We start from the raw sequence: 16,858 nt of genomic DNA, 5'->3' as shown, positions 1-16,858 counted from the left end.
ATTGCGAATTGGGTTAAACTAAATTAATGATTGTTAATGTAGTAGCGTAGGTATCTCTAAGCTACTATTTTTATTTTAAATTAAAACTTATATACTTTAGGAGGTATGTTATTAAAGAACTTCAAATAAACAATCAAATTCGTTTTCCAAAAGTAAGATTAATAGATGTTGATGGAGAACAATTAGGTATGTTTACTTCAGCAGATGCACAAAAAAGAGCCGATGAACAAGGATTAGATTTGGTGTTATTATCACCTAATGCAAATCCGCCAGTTTGCAGAATTATGGATTACAGTAAATTCAAATATGAGCAAATAAAAAAACAAAAAGAAGCTAAAAAGAATGCTAAAACTGTTAACGTTCAAGAGATAAGATTGTCTCCAACAATTCAACAACATGATTTAGAAATTAAAGCCAAAAATGCAAGTAAAATCATAAAAAAAGAAGATAAAGTTAAGGTAAGTATTAGATTTAGAGGAAGAGAAATGGCTCACAAAGATTTAGGTAAAGAAGTATTGGATAAATTCTTCGAACTAGTAAGTGATATTGCTCAAATATCCAGTAAACCTAAAATGGAAGGCCGTAGCATGCAGATGATAATAGAACCAAAATCAGAATAAGGAGGAACGTTGTATGCCAAAAATGAAAACACATAGAGGTTCAGCAAAAAGATTTAAGAGAACTGGATCGGGAAAATTAAAGAGATTTAAAGCTTATAAGAGTCATATCACAGCAAAAAAATCACCAAAAAGAATTAGAAACTTAAGAAAATCTACATTGGTAAGTAGTGCAGATATGAAGAGAATTGGACAAATGATTCCTTAGGAGGTAAAAGATGGCAAGAGTAAAACGTGCAGTAAATTCAAAGAAAAATCATAAAAAATACTTAAAATTAGCTAAGGGATACTTTGGTGGAAAATCAAGATTATTCAGAACAGCTAAACAAGCAGTAATGAAATCATTACAATATGCTTATATTGGTAGAAAAAATAGAAAAAGAGATTTTAGACAATTATGGATTGCAAGAATCAACGCAGCTTCAAGAGCAAATGGTTTAAGCTATTCAAAATTTATGGGTGGATTAAAGAAAGCTAATATCGATATCAATAGAAAAATGTTATCAGAAATAGCTATTAATGATCCTCAAGCATTTTCAAAATTAGTTGAAACAGCTAAAAATGCTTAATTGAATTAAATATATTAGATTCTTTGTAAAATACCCTGTAAGGGATAAGTAGTTTTGTGAAGAATTGAAGTAGCATATTGAGAGAATTAGAGAGTAAAATTTCTAATTCTTTTTTTTTATTTGTAGATATTTAAATAATTTTGTGTATTATTTAAAATTTATAAGTTCCAGATTAATGTAGACATATATAGATTTTAATAATTAAATAAGTTAATATATACTAAAATTAAAGATGATAACATTTTCATTTTTTGAAGAGAGGGGGTGAAATTTTGAATAAAAGGCAAATTATGATTTTACAAACAATTAAATTAAAAGATGAGTATATAACAGCTAAAAGTATGTCAGAAATATTTGGAGTTTCGACTAAAACAATTTATAAAGATATTGATAAAATAAATGAATATATTAAACAATATGATATAAAAATAGAAAAATTGCCACGAAAAGGAATTAAAATAAATGATAAATATCAGATAAAAAAATTATTTTCAATTTTATCAAATTTAGATTTTAACAAAAATAATGATAACAAATCAATTGAGTTTAGAGAAGAATATTTATTTAAGGAAATTTTACTAAATAGGAAAAAATTAAATGTTTTTGATTATGAGGATAATGCATATCTAAGTGAAGGGTCAGCAAGGAGAGATATTAAAAAATTTGAAAAATATTTAATATCAAAAAAAATATATTTAGAAAAAGAAAATGGAAGATTTTATGTAACCGGTGATGAAGTAAATATTAGAAAAACCATTAAAGAATATTTATATGCATTAATAGATAATTCAAATTTTGAAGATATAAAAACTTTATCAAGATTTTATAACATAGAAACTATTTATAATTGTAAGAATGTAATAAATGAATTAGGAAGGAAATATAATTATAGTCTTAGTAAAAGATATTTCAATACGTTATTAATAGACTTATTGGTTCAAATACATATGATTGAATTAGGATTTATACTATATGATTATAAAATTAGTTTAAATTTTGATATTAATCATTTTGAGGTATATTTTTATGCACGAGAAATTTTGACAAAAATATTAAATTTGAAAGAGGAAATTCCTAGTCAAGAAATAGAAGCATTATCTTATACATTATTAGCAGTAGGATTTGAAATAAATAGTATTGGATATAATTCAAGATTATATAAGAGTGTAATAGCATTGATAAAAAAAGTATCAAATATTTTAGATATTGATTTAACACAAGATGAACATTTAAAAGATATGTTAATAAGTCACGTGGGACCAATGATATTTAGATTAAAAAAATCTATTTCTGTTATCAATCCAGTTGTTGAAGAAGTGAAGAAACAATATAGTGTTTTGTATAATGTTATATGGCTATCTGTTAGAGAGTTAACAGATGAATTTAATATAAAAATGACAGATGATGAAGCGGCGTTTTTAGCAATTCATTTTCAAATTGCTGTGGAAAAAGTCCATAAATCTATAAATATATTAGTAATATGTCCACATGGGATATCAACTTCTGAATTAATTGTTAGTAAATTAAATAGGATAATTTTAGGAACAGATAAAGTAATAAAAGCAGATTTTGATGATTTAGATAAAATTAAATTTAATAATATTGATTTTATAGTTTCTTCAGTAAAATTAAATAATCTTAAAATACCTATATTTGAAGTTAGTCCAGTAATAACTGACGAAGAGGTGAAAAATATTCGTATATTTTATAATAATCTAGATAAAAATAGGTTAACAAAATCTAATGAAAAAATAGAAACAAATAAAAATTTAATTAGAGAACTATTAGAAGAAAATATATTGTTAAATAGTAAAGCTAAAAATAAAGAACAAGTTTTTGAAGAAATAATTAAAATATCAAATAAGCTTAATCAAAAAGATTCTCAATTTTTAGATTCAATAAAAAAAAGAGAAAATATGGGGAGTACTAGTGTATATACAGGTATTTCAATTCCGCATTGCGATCCCAAACATGTTGCCAGATCACAGCTAGGAATTATTACATTAGATAAACCTATTGAATGGGGAAAAAACTTAATAAAGGTGGTGTTATTGATTGCTATATCTGATCATGATATTAATAGTACCAAAGATATTTTGATTAATATATATAGAAAAATAGAAAATAGAAATTTTATTGATAAAATATCTAGCTCAAAAACAAAAGAGGAATTAATATCAACATTTATAAATTGGAGAGAGGATTATGTTTGAGCATAAAATTATAAAGTTAAAAGTTAAAAATATAAAAAATAATAAGGAGGTGTTAAATGTTTTATCAAATGCTCTTATAAAAGAAAAAATTGTAAAGTCATCATTTAAAAATGCTGTAATAGATCGTGAAATGAAATATCCTACTGGACTAGAGTTTGAGGGGTATAGTATTGCTTTGCCACATACAGAGAGCGAACATGTCAACAAATCTCAAATTGCAATTATGACACTTGAAAAACCGGTAAAGTTTTATGAAATGACATCACTTGATAAAGAAATCGATGTAAAAATAATTTTTATGTTGGCATTAAAAAATAGTGAACAACATATAAAAATTTTACAAAAGGTAATGAAATTAGTTCAGGATAAAGATACAATGAACAAATTGTATTCATTTGACGATTCAGAAGTTAATATTAAAAAATTAATTAAGTTATTAGAAGAGTATGAATTTAATTAAGGAGGTAAAAATGTTAGAACTTTTTCAAAAATTTATTGATATGGGAGCTATAGTAGTGTTACCAATTCTGATTTTTATATTTGGAATCATACTTGGAACAAAACCTAAAAAAGCATTTGTATCTGGAATAATAGTTGGGGTTGGGTTCGTTGGACTTAATATGGTTATAGATTTATTGGGTAGTAGCTTAGGACCAGCAGCTCAAAAAATGGTAAAAATATTTGGATTAAATTTAACGACAATCGATGTTGGATGGCCAGCAGCAGCTGCGATTTCTTATGGAACTGTTTTGGGAAGTTTAGCTATTCCTATAGGAATAGGGCTTAATATAATATTATTATTTTTAGGATTAACAAAAACGCTTATGGTTGATATGTGGAACTTTTGGCATGCAGCTTTTGTTGCATCTCTAGTTTATGCAATAACTAAAGATTTTGCTTTAGGAATTTATGCCACAGTTGCATATTTAACAATGATATATTTGTTAGCTGATATTATAGCTCCTAGAATTAAAAAGTTTTATGGATTTTCTAATATAACATTTCCTCATGGAACATCTGCACCTGGGTTTTTATTTGCATTACCATTAAATTGGATATTTGAAAGAATTCCTGGTTTTAATAAAATAGAAGCTGACCCAGAGTCGGTTCAAAAACGATTTGGGGTATTTGGTGAAAGTACAGTTGTAGGATTGGTAATAGGTTTTGGAATGGGGATTTTAGCAGGATATGATTTTGGAGCAGTTTTACAATTAGGGATTAAGACATCAGCTGTAATGGTATTAATGCCTCGAATGGTTTCGCTTTTAATGGAAGGGTTGTCACCAATTTCGGAGTCAGCAAATTCATTTGTTCAAAAACGATTTCCAGGAAGAGAAGTTAATATTGGAATGGATTCTGCCTTATCAGTAGGTCATCCAGCAGTCCTATCAAGTTCGTTGCTATTAGTGCCAATAACAATTCTTTTAGCTGTTATTTTACCAGGAAATACAACATTACCATTTGGGGACTTAGCCACAATACCATTTGTTGTATGTTTGATGGCAGCGGTATTTAATGGAAATATTGTTCGTACTGTAGTTGGAGGAACTATATATATGGCTCTAATATTATATATAACTTCTTGGGCTGCTCCATTAGTAACTATGGCGGCAAAATCTGCTAATTTTGACTTAGGTGGAAATAAAAGAATAACGGCTATGGCAGAAGGTGGATTATGGCCAACTTTAATATTTATTTTATCTGGGAAATATATGCCATGGATAATGATAAGTATAATTTTAGTTGTCAGTTTAATTGGGCTATATTATGTAAATAAAGTTAAAAATAAAAAATAAAATTAAAATGAGGAGTTGAGTATAAATGAAGAAATTACTTATTATGTGTGGTTCAGGAATTGCAACTTCTACAGTTGTTGCAGGTAAAGTTAAACAATGGTTAAAAGATAATAATTTAGAAAATAATGTACAAATTTACCAATCAAAAGTTGCGGAAGAAGTTAATCATATAGATGATTATGATGTTGTAATTTCAACAACAACAGTTCCGGATAATATTAAAGAAAAAGTAATATTTGGACTTCCATTATTAACAAATATTGGAGTTGATGAAATGTGGAATAAATTAAAAATAGAATTGGAAGATAAAAAATGAAAGTATCATCTCGAGAAATTTTAAAAAATGCTCAAGAAAATAATTATGCGGTACCTGCGGTAAATTTTATTGATGGACTTACGGCTAAAGCATATTTAGAAGTTTCTGAAGAATATGATGTTCCTTTGATATTAGCATTTGCACAAGCTCATGAAGAGTGGTTGTCTTTAGAAGATGCAGCTTTTATAGGAAAATACATTCAGCAAAGTGCTTCATCTCCAATAGTATTGCATTTGGATCACGGACAAAATATAGATTATATAAAGAAAGCAATTGATTTAGGATTTAATTCAGTAATGATTGATGCTTCAACAGAAACATTTGAAAATAATGTAAAAATAACAAAAGAAGTTGTTGATTATTCCCATAAATATGGTGTTGATGTTGAAGCTGAAATCGGATTTGTTGGTGCAAATGATAACTTAGAAAATTATAAAGTAGTAAAATCAATATACACTGATGTTGAAGATGCAGTTGAATTTGTAAAAAAAACAAATGTTGATTCACTAGCGATTTCAATAGGAACAGCTCATGGAATATATAAAGGTATTCCAAAAATTAATTTTCAAAGATTATCTGAAATTAGAAAAAAAATAGATTTACCTTTAGTTTTACATGGTGGATCCTCAACAGGTTATGATAACTTAAACAAATGTGTTTTGGGAGGAATAACTAAAATAAATTTATTTTCAGATATGATTAATGCAGGATTTGACGCTAATAAAAAAACTAATGTAAATGATTATCCATCTTTGATATTTAATATAAAAGACAATATAAAAAAGAAATTAATAGAATATTATAAAGTATTTAGATTAATTGAATAAAAGGAGAAGTCATATATGAAAATAGATTTAAAAGGGAATTTTTTTGTATTTAATCCAAAATCATATTTATATGGTGAAAAATTAATAAATTACGCTAAAATTGCTGATAAAATGGCTAAAAAATATCCTAATATTGATATTTTTGTGACAGCACCATATGCTGATCTATATCGTTTGAGTTTGGAAACGGAAAATATAATTGTGACCTCACAACATTTAGATGGTATAGATCCTGGTAGAGGAATGGGATTAGTTTTAGCTGATTCATTATTAAATGTAGGAGTTAAAGCTACATTTTTAAATCATGCAGAATATCCTTTAAGCTTATCAGAACTCTCTCGTTCGATTAAAAAAGCTAAAGAATTAAACATAATTACAATTGTATGTGCAGATTCAGTAGAAGAAGCAAAGTCTATAGCAAATTTTGATGTAGATATTATTTTATGCGAACCTACTGAATTAATAGGAACAGGAATAACAAGTAATAGGGATTATGTTAAGTCTACAAGTAGTGCTATTAGAAATATAAATCCAAATGTTCTTATTATGCAAGCAGCTGGAGTGAGTACAGCTGAAGATGTATATAATATAATTACTCAAGGAGCTGATGGAACTGGATGTACAAGCGGGATTGTAAAAGCTGATAATCCTGAACAAATGATAATTGATATGATTGAAGCTGTTAACAAAGCTATTGGAGGTTAGTTTATGACCGTATATATGAAAGATTATGAAGTTGAAACTAAGGAGGGACAGGTTACATATATAGATATTACAAAAAAAGTAAGATATTCTATTGAATCTAGTGGTATAAGTAAGGGAATTTGTATAGTAACAACAAATCATACAACATGTTCAATATTTTTTGAAGAATTTACACATGATATTGACGAAAATGGAACGGATTTTTTGCTACTTGATATGGATGAATGTCTTCAAAAAATTATTCCAAATCATGAAAGTTCAGAGATTTATAGATATCCGGGAGATGAACATTACCATCAGGTTAAATCTTGGAAAAATCATGAACAATGGTTACCTAATGGGGATCGTTCAAAATTGTGGAATGCAGATGCACATATAAAATCTTCAATAATAGGTTCAAGTGAGACTTTTGTTGTAAAAAATAATGAGTTATTTGTTGGAATAACAGGATATATATATTTTGTAGATTTTGATAGAACAAGAGAACGAAAAAGAAAATTTACGGTTACCGTAATAGGAGAATAATAAAATTACTAAAATAAAGAGGGGCTATAATTATATTCAGTAAATAATAATATTTTAAATAGTCCTTTTTTATATTTAAAAAATAAGTTTAAATTCATAAAATTAAAAATGAACTGTTGGGAAATTTATTTTTATATATTTGAACGAAGTATATTTAAAAATATTTTGCAACAGCCCCCTTTTATTTGTGATATAATAATTTTGTAATTCAAAATTGAGGGGATATATGAAAGTTAAAAATTTTTTAAGTAATATATTTAAGGCTAAAAATGCAACAAGATTTATCTTAAATATGTATATTTTAATAATTATAATAGGTGCATTTATTTTGATGCTTCCAATATCATCAAATTCAGGAAATTTTACATCATTAATGGATGCATTATTTACAACTGTTTCTGCAATATGTGTTACAGGATTAACTACTGTAACCACTGCAACACATTGGTCAGTTATAGGTAAGTTTGTAATTATTATACTTATACAACTTGGTGGATTGGGTATAATGACTGCTGCATCCATAATATCATTGATTTTTAATAAAAAAATGTCTATTTCAGATAGACTACATTTATCAGAAGAAAAAAATACCGTTTCGATTCAAGGCATTATTAGACTTATAAAATTTATTATTTATTCTACATTTATAATTGAGTTAGTCGGAGCTATATTTTTTATGTTTACATTTATTCCCGAATATGGAGTGTTAAATGGTATAGCTTATAGTATTTTTCATTCAATTTCCGCATTTTGTAATGCGGGATTTGATATAATAGGATCTGAAAGTTTAACAAAGTATGCATTAAATGTAAATGTATCACTTGTAATTTCTGCATTGATAATTATAGGTGGTATTGGACATAAGGTTATAACTGAAATTTTAGAAAAAAAATTTTCATTTAAGAATTATTCACTACATACTAAACTTGTAATTATTATGACAGCATCTTTGTTAATTTTCCCGACAATATTTTTTATGATAGTAGAATGGAATAATCCTGAAACTTTAGGTCAATATGGTTTTTTTGGAAAATTATTAGTGTCATTTTTTGAATCAACAACATTAAGAACTGCTGGATTTTTCACAACTAATCAAAAAATGTATTCAAATGCATCTGCATTAATAATGATATTAATGATGTTTATTGGGGGCTCACCTGCTGGAACTGCCGGGGGATTTAAGACTACAAGTTTTGCAAGCATGTTTTTAATCACAAAGTCAAATGTTAAACAAGAGAAAAATATTGTTATTTTTAGAAGAACAATATCTTCACAAATTACAAAAAAAATTATTGCCTTATTTACAATATCAATAGCTTGGATATTTACTATAACAATTTTAATGTCTTTAACAGACTCTGCTAAAGATTTTGTAGATATAATCTATGAAATTTTGTCTGCATATGGTACTGTTGGTTTAACGAGGGGAATTACTCCTGATTTATCAGAATTAGGCAAGATATTTATAATGGCAACTATGATTTTTGGGAAAATAGGGCCTATATCAATGATATATGCATTTATAGGAAAATCTAAACCAAAAACATTTAAGGAACAAGAAGAAAATATTTTAATTGGATAGGAGAAAATATATGAAACAATATGCAGTTATTGGATTAGGAAGATTTGGTACTTCAGTTGCTTCTACTCTTCATGAATTAGGGCATGAGGTTGTTGTTGTAGATGAAAATGAAGATAATATAAATGAATTAGGAGATTATTGTACGCATGGATTAATTGGAGATTCGACTCAAATGGATGTATTAAGAGCTGCAGGAGTCAAAGAAGTTGATTCAGTAATTATTGCTATAACAAACTTTGAAACATCTATTATGACTGCTTTACTATGTAAAGAATTAGGTGCTAAAAATGTAATAGCAAAAGCTAGAAATGATAGTCATGCTAAGATTTTAGAAAGAATAGGTGTTGATAATGTAGTTATCCCTGAAAAAGATATGGGGAAAAAATTAGCTCATAATTTATCTTCTAAAAATGTTGTTGACATTATTACACTTTCTTCAAATTATGATATTGTTGAAATGAAAGTACCGGAGTCATGGCAAGGTAAAACAATTGCACAATTAGATATTAGAAAACATTATGGTTTAAATATTTTAGGGGTAAATAAGGATGGAGAATTTGTGGGTAATCCAAGTCCATCTATGGATTTAAAGCCGGGGGATAATTTAATTATAATGGGTTCAACAAATGAAATATCTAAAATTGAAAATATTGAATAGAAAAAAATATCTTATGTGTTTTTCATCACTTAAGATATTTATTTTTTAAATTATAATATCTATGTAATCATTTATGTTACATAGTAGAAAGAGTCTTTATGTATGAAATAATAACAAGTTTAAATAATAATTTTATAAAAGAAATTAAAAAACTAAGATTTAAAAAAAATAGACAAAAATTAAATAAATTTATTATAGAATCAAAAAAATTAATTTTAGAAGCTATTTCATCAGGATATGAAGTAGAAAGAGTTTTTGTTATGGAAGGAAAATTATCTTTATTTCATAATGAAACTTATATATCAGAAAAATTATTTAATGATGTTTCATGTATGGTTAATCCGGATGGATACTTAGCTATTTTAAGAATTAAGAAAAACAATTTTTTATCTAATAAAGTTTTAATATTAGATAATATTCAAGATCCCGGAAATATGGGAACTTTGATAAGGTCTGCAGAAGCTTTTGGATTTAATACAATTGTATCAATTAATTCAGTTGATTTTTATAATGAAAAAGTATTAAGAGCAACCATGGGTTCGGTTTTTAGACTTAATTTAATTGATACTAATTATAGCTTTTTAGAAAACATGAAGGATTACACAATTTACATTGCAGATATGCATGGTTATGATTATAGAAAATCAATTCCATCAAAAAAAATTGCTATTGTAATAGGAAATGAGGGAAATGGTATTTCGGATGAAATATTAAAAATAAAACATGAATTAATTAAAATTCCAATGTTAGGTAGGATTGAGTCACTTAATGCTGGCGTAAGTGGAGCTATCTTAATGTCGAATTTTATAGAGGAATAGGTGTGATATTAAGATTTAATAATGTATCAAAAAAATTTAATAATTCAAAAATAAACTTCGAATTAAAGAATATTTCATTTGATTTGCATGAAAAAGAGGTTTTAGGAATAATTGGTAAAAATGGCTCTGGTAAAAGCACTATTTTAAGGATTGCTAATAATCTTGTAAGAAAAGATTCCGGTGAAATAATATATGATAATATTTCTATTGAGGACTTATCATACAAACAAATTTTGAATATGAGAAAAAATATAGCATATATTTTTCAAGAGGCAAATCTTTTAGATAATAAAACTGTTTATTATCATTTGAGCTTAGTGTATAAATTGAATTATTATAAAGTTAATGAAGAAGAAATTGATGATATATTAAAATTTATGGAAATAGAACACTTAAAATACACATATTGTATATATTTAAGTGGAGGACAAAAACAAAAAGTAGCAATAGCCATTGCTATTTTACAAAAACCTAAAATTTTATTATGCGATGAAATAAGTGCATCTTTAGATACAAAATCTGAAAAAGAGATATTTGATTTATTAAAAAAAATTATGAATTCTTCAAATATATCAATTTTGATTATTTCGCATAATTTAAATATTATGAAAAATTTTTGTGATAGGATTTTATTTTTAGAAAATGGAGAAATAAAAGATTCTATTATTCCTAATAAAAAATATATATCGTCAAATGATAATTATTACCGTAATGTTAAGGAGTATTTAAATGCTTGATTTACTTATACAAAATAGAAAAGAAATATTTCAGGCATTTATAGAAACTAATATAATGATTGCTGCTACTATTATTTTTTCATTGATAGTATCATTGCCTCTAGGAACATTACTATATTCGTTAAACAAGGAATACCTTATAAAAAATAAAATTTTATATCAGATTTTAAGTTTTGCATTAAACACCTTAAGATCTGTTCCATTTTTATTATTTATATTTGTGTTAATTCCTGTAAATAGGTTTTTATTTAATACATCATATGGTGTTATTTCAGCAATTATTCCATTATCATTGGTTACAATAAGTATTTATACTAGATTTGTAGAACAAGCGTATATAAATATTGATCAATCAATAATAGATAGAGCTATAAGTATGGGAGCTACAAAAATTCAAATAATTTACTATTTTTTATTTCCTTCAATATATAGTGATTTGATTTTATCATTTACTTCTGTAATTATGAGTACATTATCATACTCGACAGTAGTAGGAGTTATAGGAGCGGGTGGTTTAGGTGACTATGCATTTAGATATGGATATCAGGAATACAATTATAAATTAATGTATCTTATAATAATAATTTTTGTTTTATACGTTTTTTTTATTCAAAGTATTGGATATTTCATTGCAAAAAAAGTTAACAAATATAAGGAGAAAAATTAATGAAAAAATTATTAACAGTTTTATTAGTTTTTTCAGCATTACTAGTAGGTTGTGCGGGAAATTCACAAAAACAAATAAAGATGAACGAAACATCAAAAAAATTAAATAAAGAAATTGAAGTGATAAAAGTTGCTGCTCATACCAATCCTATGACAACGATGTTAAAGCTTATAGAACCTGATTTAAAAGAAAAAGGATATAAATTGGAATTAGTAGCAGTTAGTGATAATGTACAAGCTAATGTTGCTTTACAAAATAAAGAAGTAGATGCGAACTTTTTTCAACATGAACCATTTATGGCTCAATTTAATGAAAAAAATAAAGGAAATTTAGTTAAGGTAACTCCTGTTTATAATGCTCTAGTAGCATTTTATTCAAAAACTATAAAATCATTAGATGAATTAAAAGATGGAGCTATAGTTTCTATACCAAATGATCCTACAAATAAAGCACGTGCATTAAGATTATTGGCATCTTCTAAGTTAATCGAATTAAAAGACCCAAATAGTTATAAAGTTTCAGTTGATGATATTGTAAAAAATCCTAAAAACTTAAAATTTAAGGAATGGGGATTACTTAATTTAAATGAAGCATATCAAGAATCGGATTTAACATTTAATTATCCAACATATATTGAGGCATTAAAATTAAAACCCTTAGAAAATGGATTAATACTTGAACCGGATGCAGATAAAATTTTTTCAATTATAATTGCAGCTAGAAAAGATAATAGAGATTCTGAAAAAATTAAAGTATTGAAAGATGTAATGAATGGAGAAAAAATTAAAAAATTTATTGAAGAAAAATTAAAAGGACATGCTAAAGCAGCTTTTTAATTAAAAGCTATAGAAGCTGTTGCAAAATAACTAAAAATATTATTTTGCAACAGCTATTTTTATAAAAATAATTTTGTAAATCATTATAATTCTGATATAATTTAGGATATTAAAAAGTAAGAAAAGAGGTGTGTATGGAAAAAATTTCTTTTGATAATGAAAAATATATCAAAATGCAGTCGGGAAAAATTCTAGAAAGAATTAGTAAATTTGATAATAAGCTATATTTGGAATTTGGTGGGAAATTATTTGATGATGCTCATGCATCCAGAGTTTTACCAGGATTTAAGGTAGATACTAAACTTCAAATGTTGTTGAAACTTAAAGATAAAGCAGAAGTTGTTATAGTTGTAAATGCAAATGATATTCAAAGTAATAAATTAAGAGGTGATTTAGAGATAGGATATGATAGTGAGGTTTTAAGATTAATTGACTCATTTAATAGTGTTGATCTATATGTTTCATCTGTAATGATTAACCAATTTGAAAATCAACCAAATGCAATTAAATTTAGAAATTACTTAGATAAAATGAATATTAAATCTTATGTTTCATATACAATTGAAGGATACCCAAACAATACCTCTTTAATAGTAAGTGATGAAGGATTTGGAAAAAATGAATATATTAAAACAAGTAGACCTTTAGTTGTAGTTACTGCTCCCGGACCGGGAAGTGGAAAATTAGCAACGTGTATGTCCCAAATGTATCATGAATATAAAAATGGTGTTAAAGCCGGATATGCAAAATTTGAAACATTTCCAGTATGGAATTTACCATTAAAACATCCTGTAAATATTGCTTATGAGGCAGCAACTGCTGACTTAAATGACGTTAATATGATAGATCCATTTCACTTAGAAGCATATGGTGAAACTACGATAAATTACAATAGAGATGTAGAAGCATTTCCAATATTACAATCAATGTTTAATAAAATTATGGGAGAATGTCCATATAAATCGCCAACAGATATGGGAGTTAATATGGTTGGATACTGTATAAGTGATAATGATGGGGTTATTTCTGCAAGTAAAGATGAGGTTATCAGAAGATATTATGATGCTTTATGTGATTTGAAAATTGGTAAAGTAAAAGAAAATGTAATACAAAAAATTGATATATTAATGACTCAGTTAAACATTAAACCTGAAGATAGAAAAGTTACACTACAAGCAAGAAAAAAATCAGAAGAAAATAATACTTCAGCTTTTGCTATAGAATTACCAGATAATAAAATTGTTACCGGAAAAACAACTCAGTTGTTAGATGCTTCCTCAGCTTGCTTATTGAATGCATTAAAAACTTTAGGAAATATAAACGATGAAATTCCTTTAATATCACCTAATATACTAGAACCTATTACAGAAATGAAGTATAATATAATTAAAGAGGATGGAGTTAAATTACATCTTGATGAAGTTTTAATAGCATTAGCAATGTCTGCAACAACAAATCCGGTTTCACATTTAGCTATGGAACAATTAGAGAAATTAAGAGGATGTGAAGCTCATTCAACAATAATGCTAGAATCTAATGATAAAACTATATTAAGAAAATTAGGATTACATTTTACTTCAGATCCTAAATTTAGATCGAAAGGTTTATATAGGAATTATTAATGGGAAGATATAGTAATATTAAAGTTATTGCAAATCCACAATCAGGCAAATCTGATAGTAAGGATTTTGAAGAATTAATAAAAGAACAACTAAGTAAATATTATAAAACTGTAGATTTTGAATATACAAAAGAAGTAGGAGATGCCACTATAATAGCAGCAAAGGCGTGTGAAGATAATTATCATTCAATTTGCTCAGTGGGAGGAGATGGCACATTATCAGAAGTTATTGAAGGCATGGTAAAATATGAGAAATCTCCAAAATTAGTAATATTTCCGGCTGGGACAGGAAACATTATGTCTAAATCATTAAAAATTGGACAAAATAAAAAGACTGTTATTAATTCAATAGACTTTACTAAAACTAAAAAAATTGATATAGGTAAAGCAGGAGAAAAAGTTTTTAGCTTTGCTTTAAGTATTGGCCAAATTCCTGAAGCTATTAATGAAGTTACAAATGAAGAAAAAGAAAAAAATGGTTTTTTTGCATATTTTTCTAATTTATTAAAAAGACTTATAAGAAAAAGAAAAACTCACTATTTAAGAGTTATTGTAGATGGTAAAGAATATGAAGGTAAAGTTGATCATTTACTTATATTAGTTTCAGATAAATTTGGAAATTTAAATATTCCTAATGAAGAGTCATCAATAGATGATGGATACCTTAATGTATATATCTTAAAAAAAGGTGCTATATTTGAAAAACTAAGAGTTGGAATCGAAGTTATTATAGGAAATTTATTAGATAATGAAAATGTAGAGTACATGAAGGGGAAAAATATCAGAATTGAATCATTAAATTCAGAAAAAATTAATGTTGATTTAGATGGAGATAGAGGTCCTAGATTACCATTAGATGTTTCAATATTAAATAAAAACATTGAGGTATTTACAGGAAAAAAATATATAAAATAATATACTATAAATAGTAATCACAATTATTTTTGATTACTATTTTTTTATTTTTTGTTAATATTTATAAAATATTAATAAAATTTTTTATTTTAATTTTGTAAACTTTTTCATTAAAAGTACTCTTAGAAATTATTTTAATTTTATTGAATACTTAACTTTTTAGGAGTATAATCAATATTGAATATTTGAACAATACAAGCTCTAAAAGAGTTCTTGTATTTTTTGTGCTTAAAATTCACAAAAAATAAAAATATAGAAAGGGGAATAAATGAAGAAAAAAATCAGATATTTTTTGATTTTTCTTGCAGTTGCATCTCTTGTGGGAAGTTTCATAGTTGGATCTCATGGTGAAAGTCATGGATTAAAATTAGCTATGAGAGAAGCTGTTTTACACGAAGTAGATAAGATAAACTTATTTGGATTAATAAATGTTAATCCATCTGTAATTTCAGCTTTAATTGTTACAGGAATTATTTTTATATTTTCATTAATAGTAAGAATATTTATAATTCCAAAATTTAAAAGAGTTCCTGGGAGATTTCAATTAATATTAGAAGAAGTTGTAATGACATTTAAAAATTTGGCTATTTCAAACAGTCCTCATAAATATAAAATTTTATCTAGATATATTTTCGCTGCTGGAGTTTACATATTTATTGGTACTTTATTTGAATTATCAGGGGTGCAAGTTGTTTCAATTCAAGGAAATCCAATAACTTTGCCAGCTCCATTATCAGATTTAAATGCCGCTATAGCAATGGGATGTTTATCATATCTATTTATTATGTCTGGGGGATTAACATCAAACGGCTTTAAGGGAGTATTAAAGACATTAAAAGATTTTTCACTACCAATATCAATGAGTTTTAGATTATTCGGTGCATTAGTTAGTGGACTTTTAGTAATGGATTTAGTATATCACTCAATATTTTTAAGTTTTGGTTTACCGGTTGTAGTAGCTGTATTATTTACATTATTGCATGCAATTATTCAAGCTTATGTTTTAACATTATTAACATCAATATATTATGGAGAAGTTTCAGAAATACATGAAACACATTAAAAAATCAAATAAAAATTAAGGAGAATTAAATGAAAAAATCAAATAAATTAGCATCATTATTATTAGCATTAATATTAGTTTCAAGTTTTATGTTTTTAGGTGGAGTAGCAAATGCACAAGAGACAAATACAACAAAAACACAAGCAGTTGATTCCTCAACCGGTTCAAAAGCAATAGCAGCAGGTATTGCAATAGGTTTAACCGGTTTAGGAGGAGCACTTGGTATGGGGCTAGCTATCGCTAAATCCGCAGATGGTATCTCAAGACAACCGGAAGCAGAAGGAAAAATAAGATCAGCATTAATGATTGGGCTAGTTTTCGTTGAAACTGTTGTTATTTATGCGCTGATTGTAGCTATATTAGTAATATTTGTATTATAGAAAATTTTGGAGG

At 26.3% G+C, this 16,858-nt stretch carries 20 protein-coding genes; all 20 read left to right on the top strand.

What is annotated here, in order from left to right:
- Positions 1–89: 89 nt before the first annotated feature.
- Entirely contained in the window at positions 90–620 is a 531-nt protein-coding gene (gene infC / locus EQF90_RS05290) for a translation initiation factor IF-3 (RefSeq protein WP_134711096.1), read from the top strand.
- Positions 621–633: 13 nt separating this feature from the next.
- Positions 634–825, top strand: coding sequence for a 50S ribosomal protein L35 (rpmI, locus tag EQF90_RS05285; protein WP_134711094.1), 192 nt, complete (start codon positions 634–636; stop codon positions 823–825).
- Positions 826–835: 10 nt separating this feature from the next.
- A complete protein-coding gene (gene rplT, locus EQF90_RS05280; protein ID WP_134711092.1) occupies positions 836–1,186 on the top strand; it encodes a 50S ribosomal protein L20 in 351 nt (116 codons plus the stop codon).
- 272 nt (positions 1,187–1,458) lie between these two features.
- Complete coding sequence (locus EQF90_RS05275; protein WP_134711090.1) at positions 1,459–3,399, top strand: BglG family transcription antiterminator; 1,941 nt, start codon at positions 1,459–1,461, stop codon at positions 3,397–3,399.
- Positions 3,392–3,859, top strand: coding sequence for a PTS sugar transporter subunit IIA (locus EQF90_RS05270; protein WP_134711088.1), 468 nt, complete (start codon positions 3,392–3,394; stop codon positions 3,857–3,859). The genes EQF90_RS05275 and EQF90_RS05270 overlap by 8 nt, the downstream gene beginning before the upstream one ends.
- Positions 3,860–3,869: 10 nt before the next feature.
- Positions 3,870–5,195, top strand: a complete 1,326-nt coding sequence (locus EQF90_RS05265; RefSeq protein WP_134711086.1) for a PTS galactitol transporter subunit IIC — start codon at positions 3,870–3,872, stop codon at positions 5,193–5,195.
- 25 nt (positions 5,196–5,220) lie between these two features.
- Positions 5,221–5,511, top strand: a complete 291-nt coding sequence (locus EQF90_RS05260; RefSeq protein ID WP_134711084.1) for a PTS sugar transporter subunit IIB — start codon at positions 5,221–5,223, stop codon at positions 5,509–5,511.
- Positions 5,508–6,338 (top strand): class II fructose-bisphosphate aldolase, encoded by an 831-nt coding sequence (locus tag EQF90_RS05255; RefSeq protein ID WP_134711082.1) that lies wholly within the window; start codon positions 5,508–5,510, stop codon positions 6,336–6,338. The genes EQF90_RS05260 and EQF90_RS05255 overlap by 4 nt, the downstream gene beginning before the upstream one ends.
- A 15-nt stretch (positions 6,339–6,353) precedes the next feature.
- Positions 6,354–7,043: a triose-phosphate isomerase gene (locus EQF90_RS05250; RefSeq protein WP_134711080.1), complete on the top strand. Its 690-nt coding sequence runs from the start codon at positions 6,354–6,356 to the stop codon at positions 7,041–7,043.
- A 3-nt stretch (positions 7,044–7,046) separates the two neighbouring features.
- Entirely contained in the window at positions 7,047–7,568 is a 522-nt protein-coding gene (locus tag EQF90_RS05245; protein ID WP_134711078.1) for a YjbQ family protein, read from the top strand.
- A gap of 226 nt (positions 7,569–7,794) precedes the next feature.
- Positions 7,795–9,150 carry a TrkH family potassium uptake protein gene (locus EQF90_RS05240; protein ID WP_134711076.1) on the top strand — a complete coding sequence of 452 codons (1,356 nt, stop codon included), beginning with the start codon at positions 7,795–7,797 and terminating at the stop codon, positions 9,148–9,150.
- Positions 9,151–9,160: 10 nt separating this feature from the next.
- On the top strand, positions 9,161–9,808 hold the full coding sequence (locus EQF90_RS05235; RefSeq protein ID WP_134711074.1) for a potassium channel family protein: 648 nt from the start codon (positions 9,161–9,163) through the stop codon (positions 9,806–9,808).
- Between the two features lie 98 nt (positions 9,809–9,906).
- Entirely contained in the window at positions 9,907–10,626 is a 720-nt protein-coding gene (locus tag EQF90_RS05230) for a TrmH family RNA methyltransferase (RefSeq protein WP_134711072.1), read from the top strand.
- Positions 10,627–10,628: 2 nt separating this feature from the next.
- Positions 10,629–11,363 carry an ATP-binding cassette domain-containing protein gene (locus EQF90_RS05225; protein ID WP_134711070.1) on the top strand — a complete coding sequence of 245 codons (735 nt, stop codon included), beginning with the start codon at positions 10,629–10,631 and terminating at the stop codon, positions 11,361–11,363.
- The gene (locus EQF90_RS05220; protein ID WP_134711068.1) at positions 11,356–12,030 is read left to right on the top strand and encodes a methionine ABC transporter permease; all 675 of its coding nucleotides are present in this window, start codon (positions 11,356–11,358) and stop codon (positions 12,028–12,030) included. The genes EQF90_RS05225 and EQF90_RS05220 overlap by 8 nt, the downstream gene beginning before the upstream one ends.
- Positions 12,030–12,866 carry a MetQ/NlpA family ABC transporter substrate-binding protein gene (locus EQF90_RS05215; RefSeq protein ID WP_134711066.1) on the top strand — a complete coding sequence of 279 codons (837 nt, stop codon included), beginning with the start codon at positions 12,030–12,032 and terminating at the stop codon, positions 12,864–12,866. The genes EQF90_RS05220 and EQF90_RS05215 overlap by 1 nt, the downstream gene beginning before the upstream one ends.
- Positions 12,867–13,000: 134 nt before the next feature.
- Complete coding sequence (locus tag EQF90_RS05210; RefSeq protein WP_134711064.1) at positions 13,001–14,488, top strand: DUF1846 domain-containing protein; 1,488 nt, start codon at positions 13,001–13,003, stop codon at positions 14,486–14,488.
- Positions 14,488–15,402 carry a diacylglycerol/lipid kinase family protein gene (locus EQF90_RS05205; RefSeq protein WP_134711062.1) on the top strand — a complete coding sequence of 305 codons (915 nt, stop codon included), beginning with the start codon at positions 14,488–14,490 and terminating at the stop codon, positions 15,400–15,402. Before EQF90_RS05210 ends, EQF90_RS05205 begins: the two co-directional genes overlap by 1 nt.
- Positions 15,403–15,670: 268 nt before the next feature.
- Positions 15,671–16,465: a F0F1 ATP synthase subunit A gene (locus EQF90_RS05200; protein ID WP_134711061.1), complete on the top strand. Its 795-nt coding sequence runs from the start codon at positions 15,671–15,673 to the stop codon at positions 16,463–16,465.
- 29 nt (positions 16,466–16,494) lie between these two features.
- A complete protein-coding gene (atpE, locus tag EQF90_RS05195) occupies positions 16,495–16,845 on the top strand; it encodes an ATP synthase F0 subunit C (protein WP_134711059.1) in 351 nt (116 codons plus the stop codon).
- Positions 16,846–16,858 lie beyond the last annotated feature (13 nt).

Source organism: Helcococcus ovis (genome assembly GCF_004524775.2).
GTDB lineage: Bacteria > Bacillota > Clostridia > Tissierellales > Peptoniphilaceae > Helcococcus > Helcococcus ovis.
This window is presented reverse-complemented; position numbering and strand designations above follow the sequence as displayed.

Bases quoted from the DNA above. Each gene is read 5' to 3' on its own strand.
- rpmI (WP_134711094.1), top strand. From the start codon at position 634: ATGCCAAAAATGAAAACACATAGAGGTTCAGCAAAAAGATTTAAGAGA.
- rplT (WP_134711092.1), top strand. From the start codon at position 836: ATGGCAAGAGTAAAACGTGCAGTAAATTCAAAGAAAAATCATAAAAAA.
- EQF90_RS05270 (WP_134711088.1), top strand. From the start codon at position 3,392: ATGTTTGAGCATAAAATTATAAAGTTAAAAGTTAAAAATATAAAAAAT.
- EQF90_RS05265 (WP_134711086.1), top strand. From the start codon at position 3,870: ATGTTAGAACTTTTTCAAAAATTTATTGATATGGGAGCTATAGTAGTG.
- EQF90_RS05260 (WP_134711084.1), top strand. From the start codon at position 5,221: ATGAAGAAATTACTTATTATGTGTGGTTCAGGAATTGCAACTTCTACA.
- EQF90_RS05255 (WP_134711082.1), top strand. From the start codon at position 5,508: ATGAAAGTATCATCTCGAGAAATTTTAAAAAATGCTCAAGAAAATAAT.
- EQF90_RS05250 (WP_134711080.1), top strand. From the start codon at position 6,354: ATGAAAATAGATTTAAAAGGGAATTTTTTTGTATTTAATCCAAAATCA.
- EQF90_RS05245 (WP_134711078.1), top strand. From the start codon at position 7,047: ATGACCGTATATATGAAAGATTATGAAGTTGAAACTAAGGAGGGACAG.
- EQF90_RS05240 (WP_134711076.1), top strand. From the start codon at position 7,795: ATGAAAGTTAAAAATTTTTTAAGTAATATATTTAAGGCTAAAAATGCA.
- EQF90_RS05235 (WP_134711074.1), top strand. From the start codon at position 9,161: ATGAAACAATATGCAGTTATTGGATTAGGAAGATTTGGTACTTCAGTT.
- EQF90_RS05230 (WP_134711072.1), top strand. From the start codon at position 9,907: ATGTATGAAATAATAACAAGTTTAAATAATAATTTTATAAAAGAAATT.
- EQF90_RS05220 (WP_134711068.1), top strand. From the start codon at position 11,356: ATGCTTGATTTACTTATACAAAATAGAAAAGAAATATTTCAGGCATTT.
- EQF90_RS05215 (WP_134711066.1), top strand. From the start codon at position 12,030: ATGAAAAAATTATTAACAGTTTTATTAGTTTTTTCAGCATTACTAGTA.
- EQF90_RS05210 (WP_134711064.1), top strand. From the start codon at position 13,001: ATGGAAAAAATTTCTTTTGATAATGAAAAATATATCAAAATGCAGTCG.
- EQF90_RS05205 (WP_134711062.1), top strand. From the start codon at position 14,488: ATGGGAAGATATAGTAATATTAAAGTTATTGCAAATCCACAATCAGGC.
- EQF90_RS05200 (WP_134711061.1), top strand. From the start codon at position 15,671: ATGAAGAAAAAAATCAGATATTTTTTGATTTTTCTTGCAGTTGCATCT.
- atpE (WP_134711059.1), top strand. From the start codon at position 16,495: ATGAAAAAATCAAATAAATTAGCATCATTATTATTAGCATTAATATTA.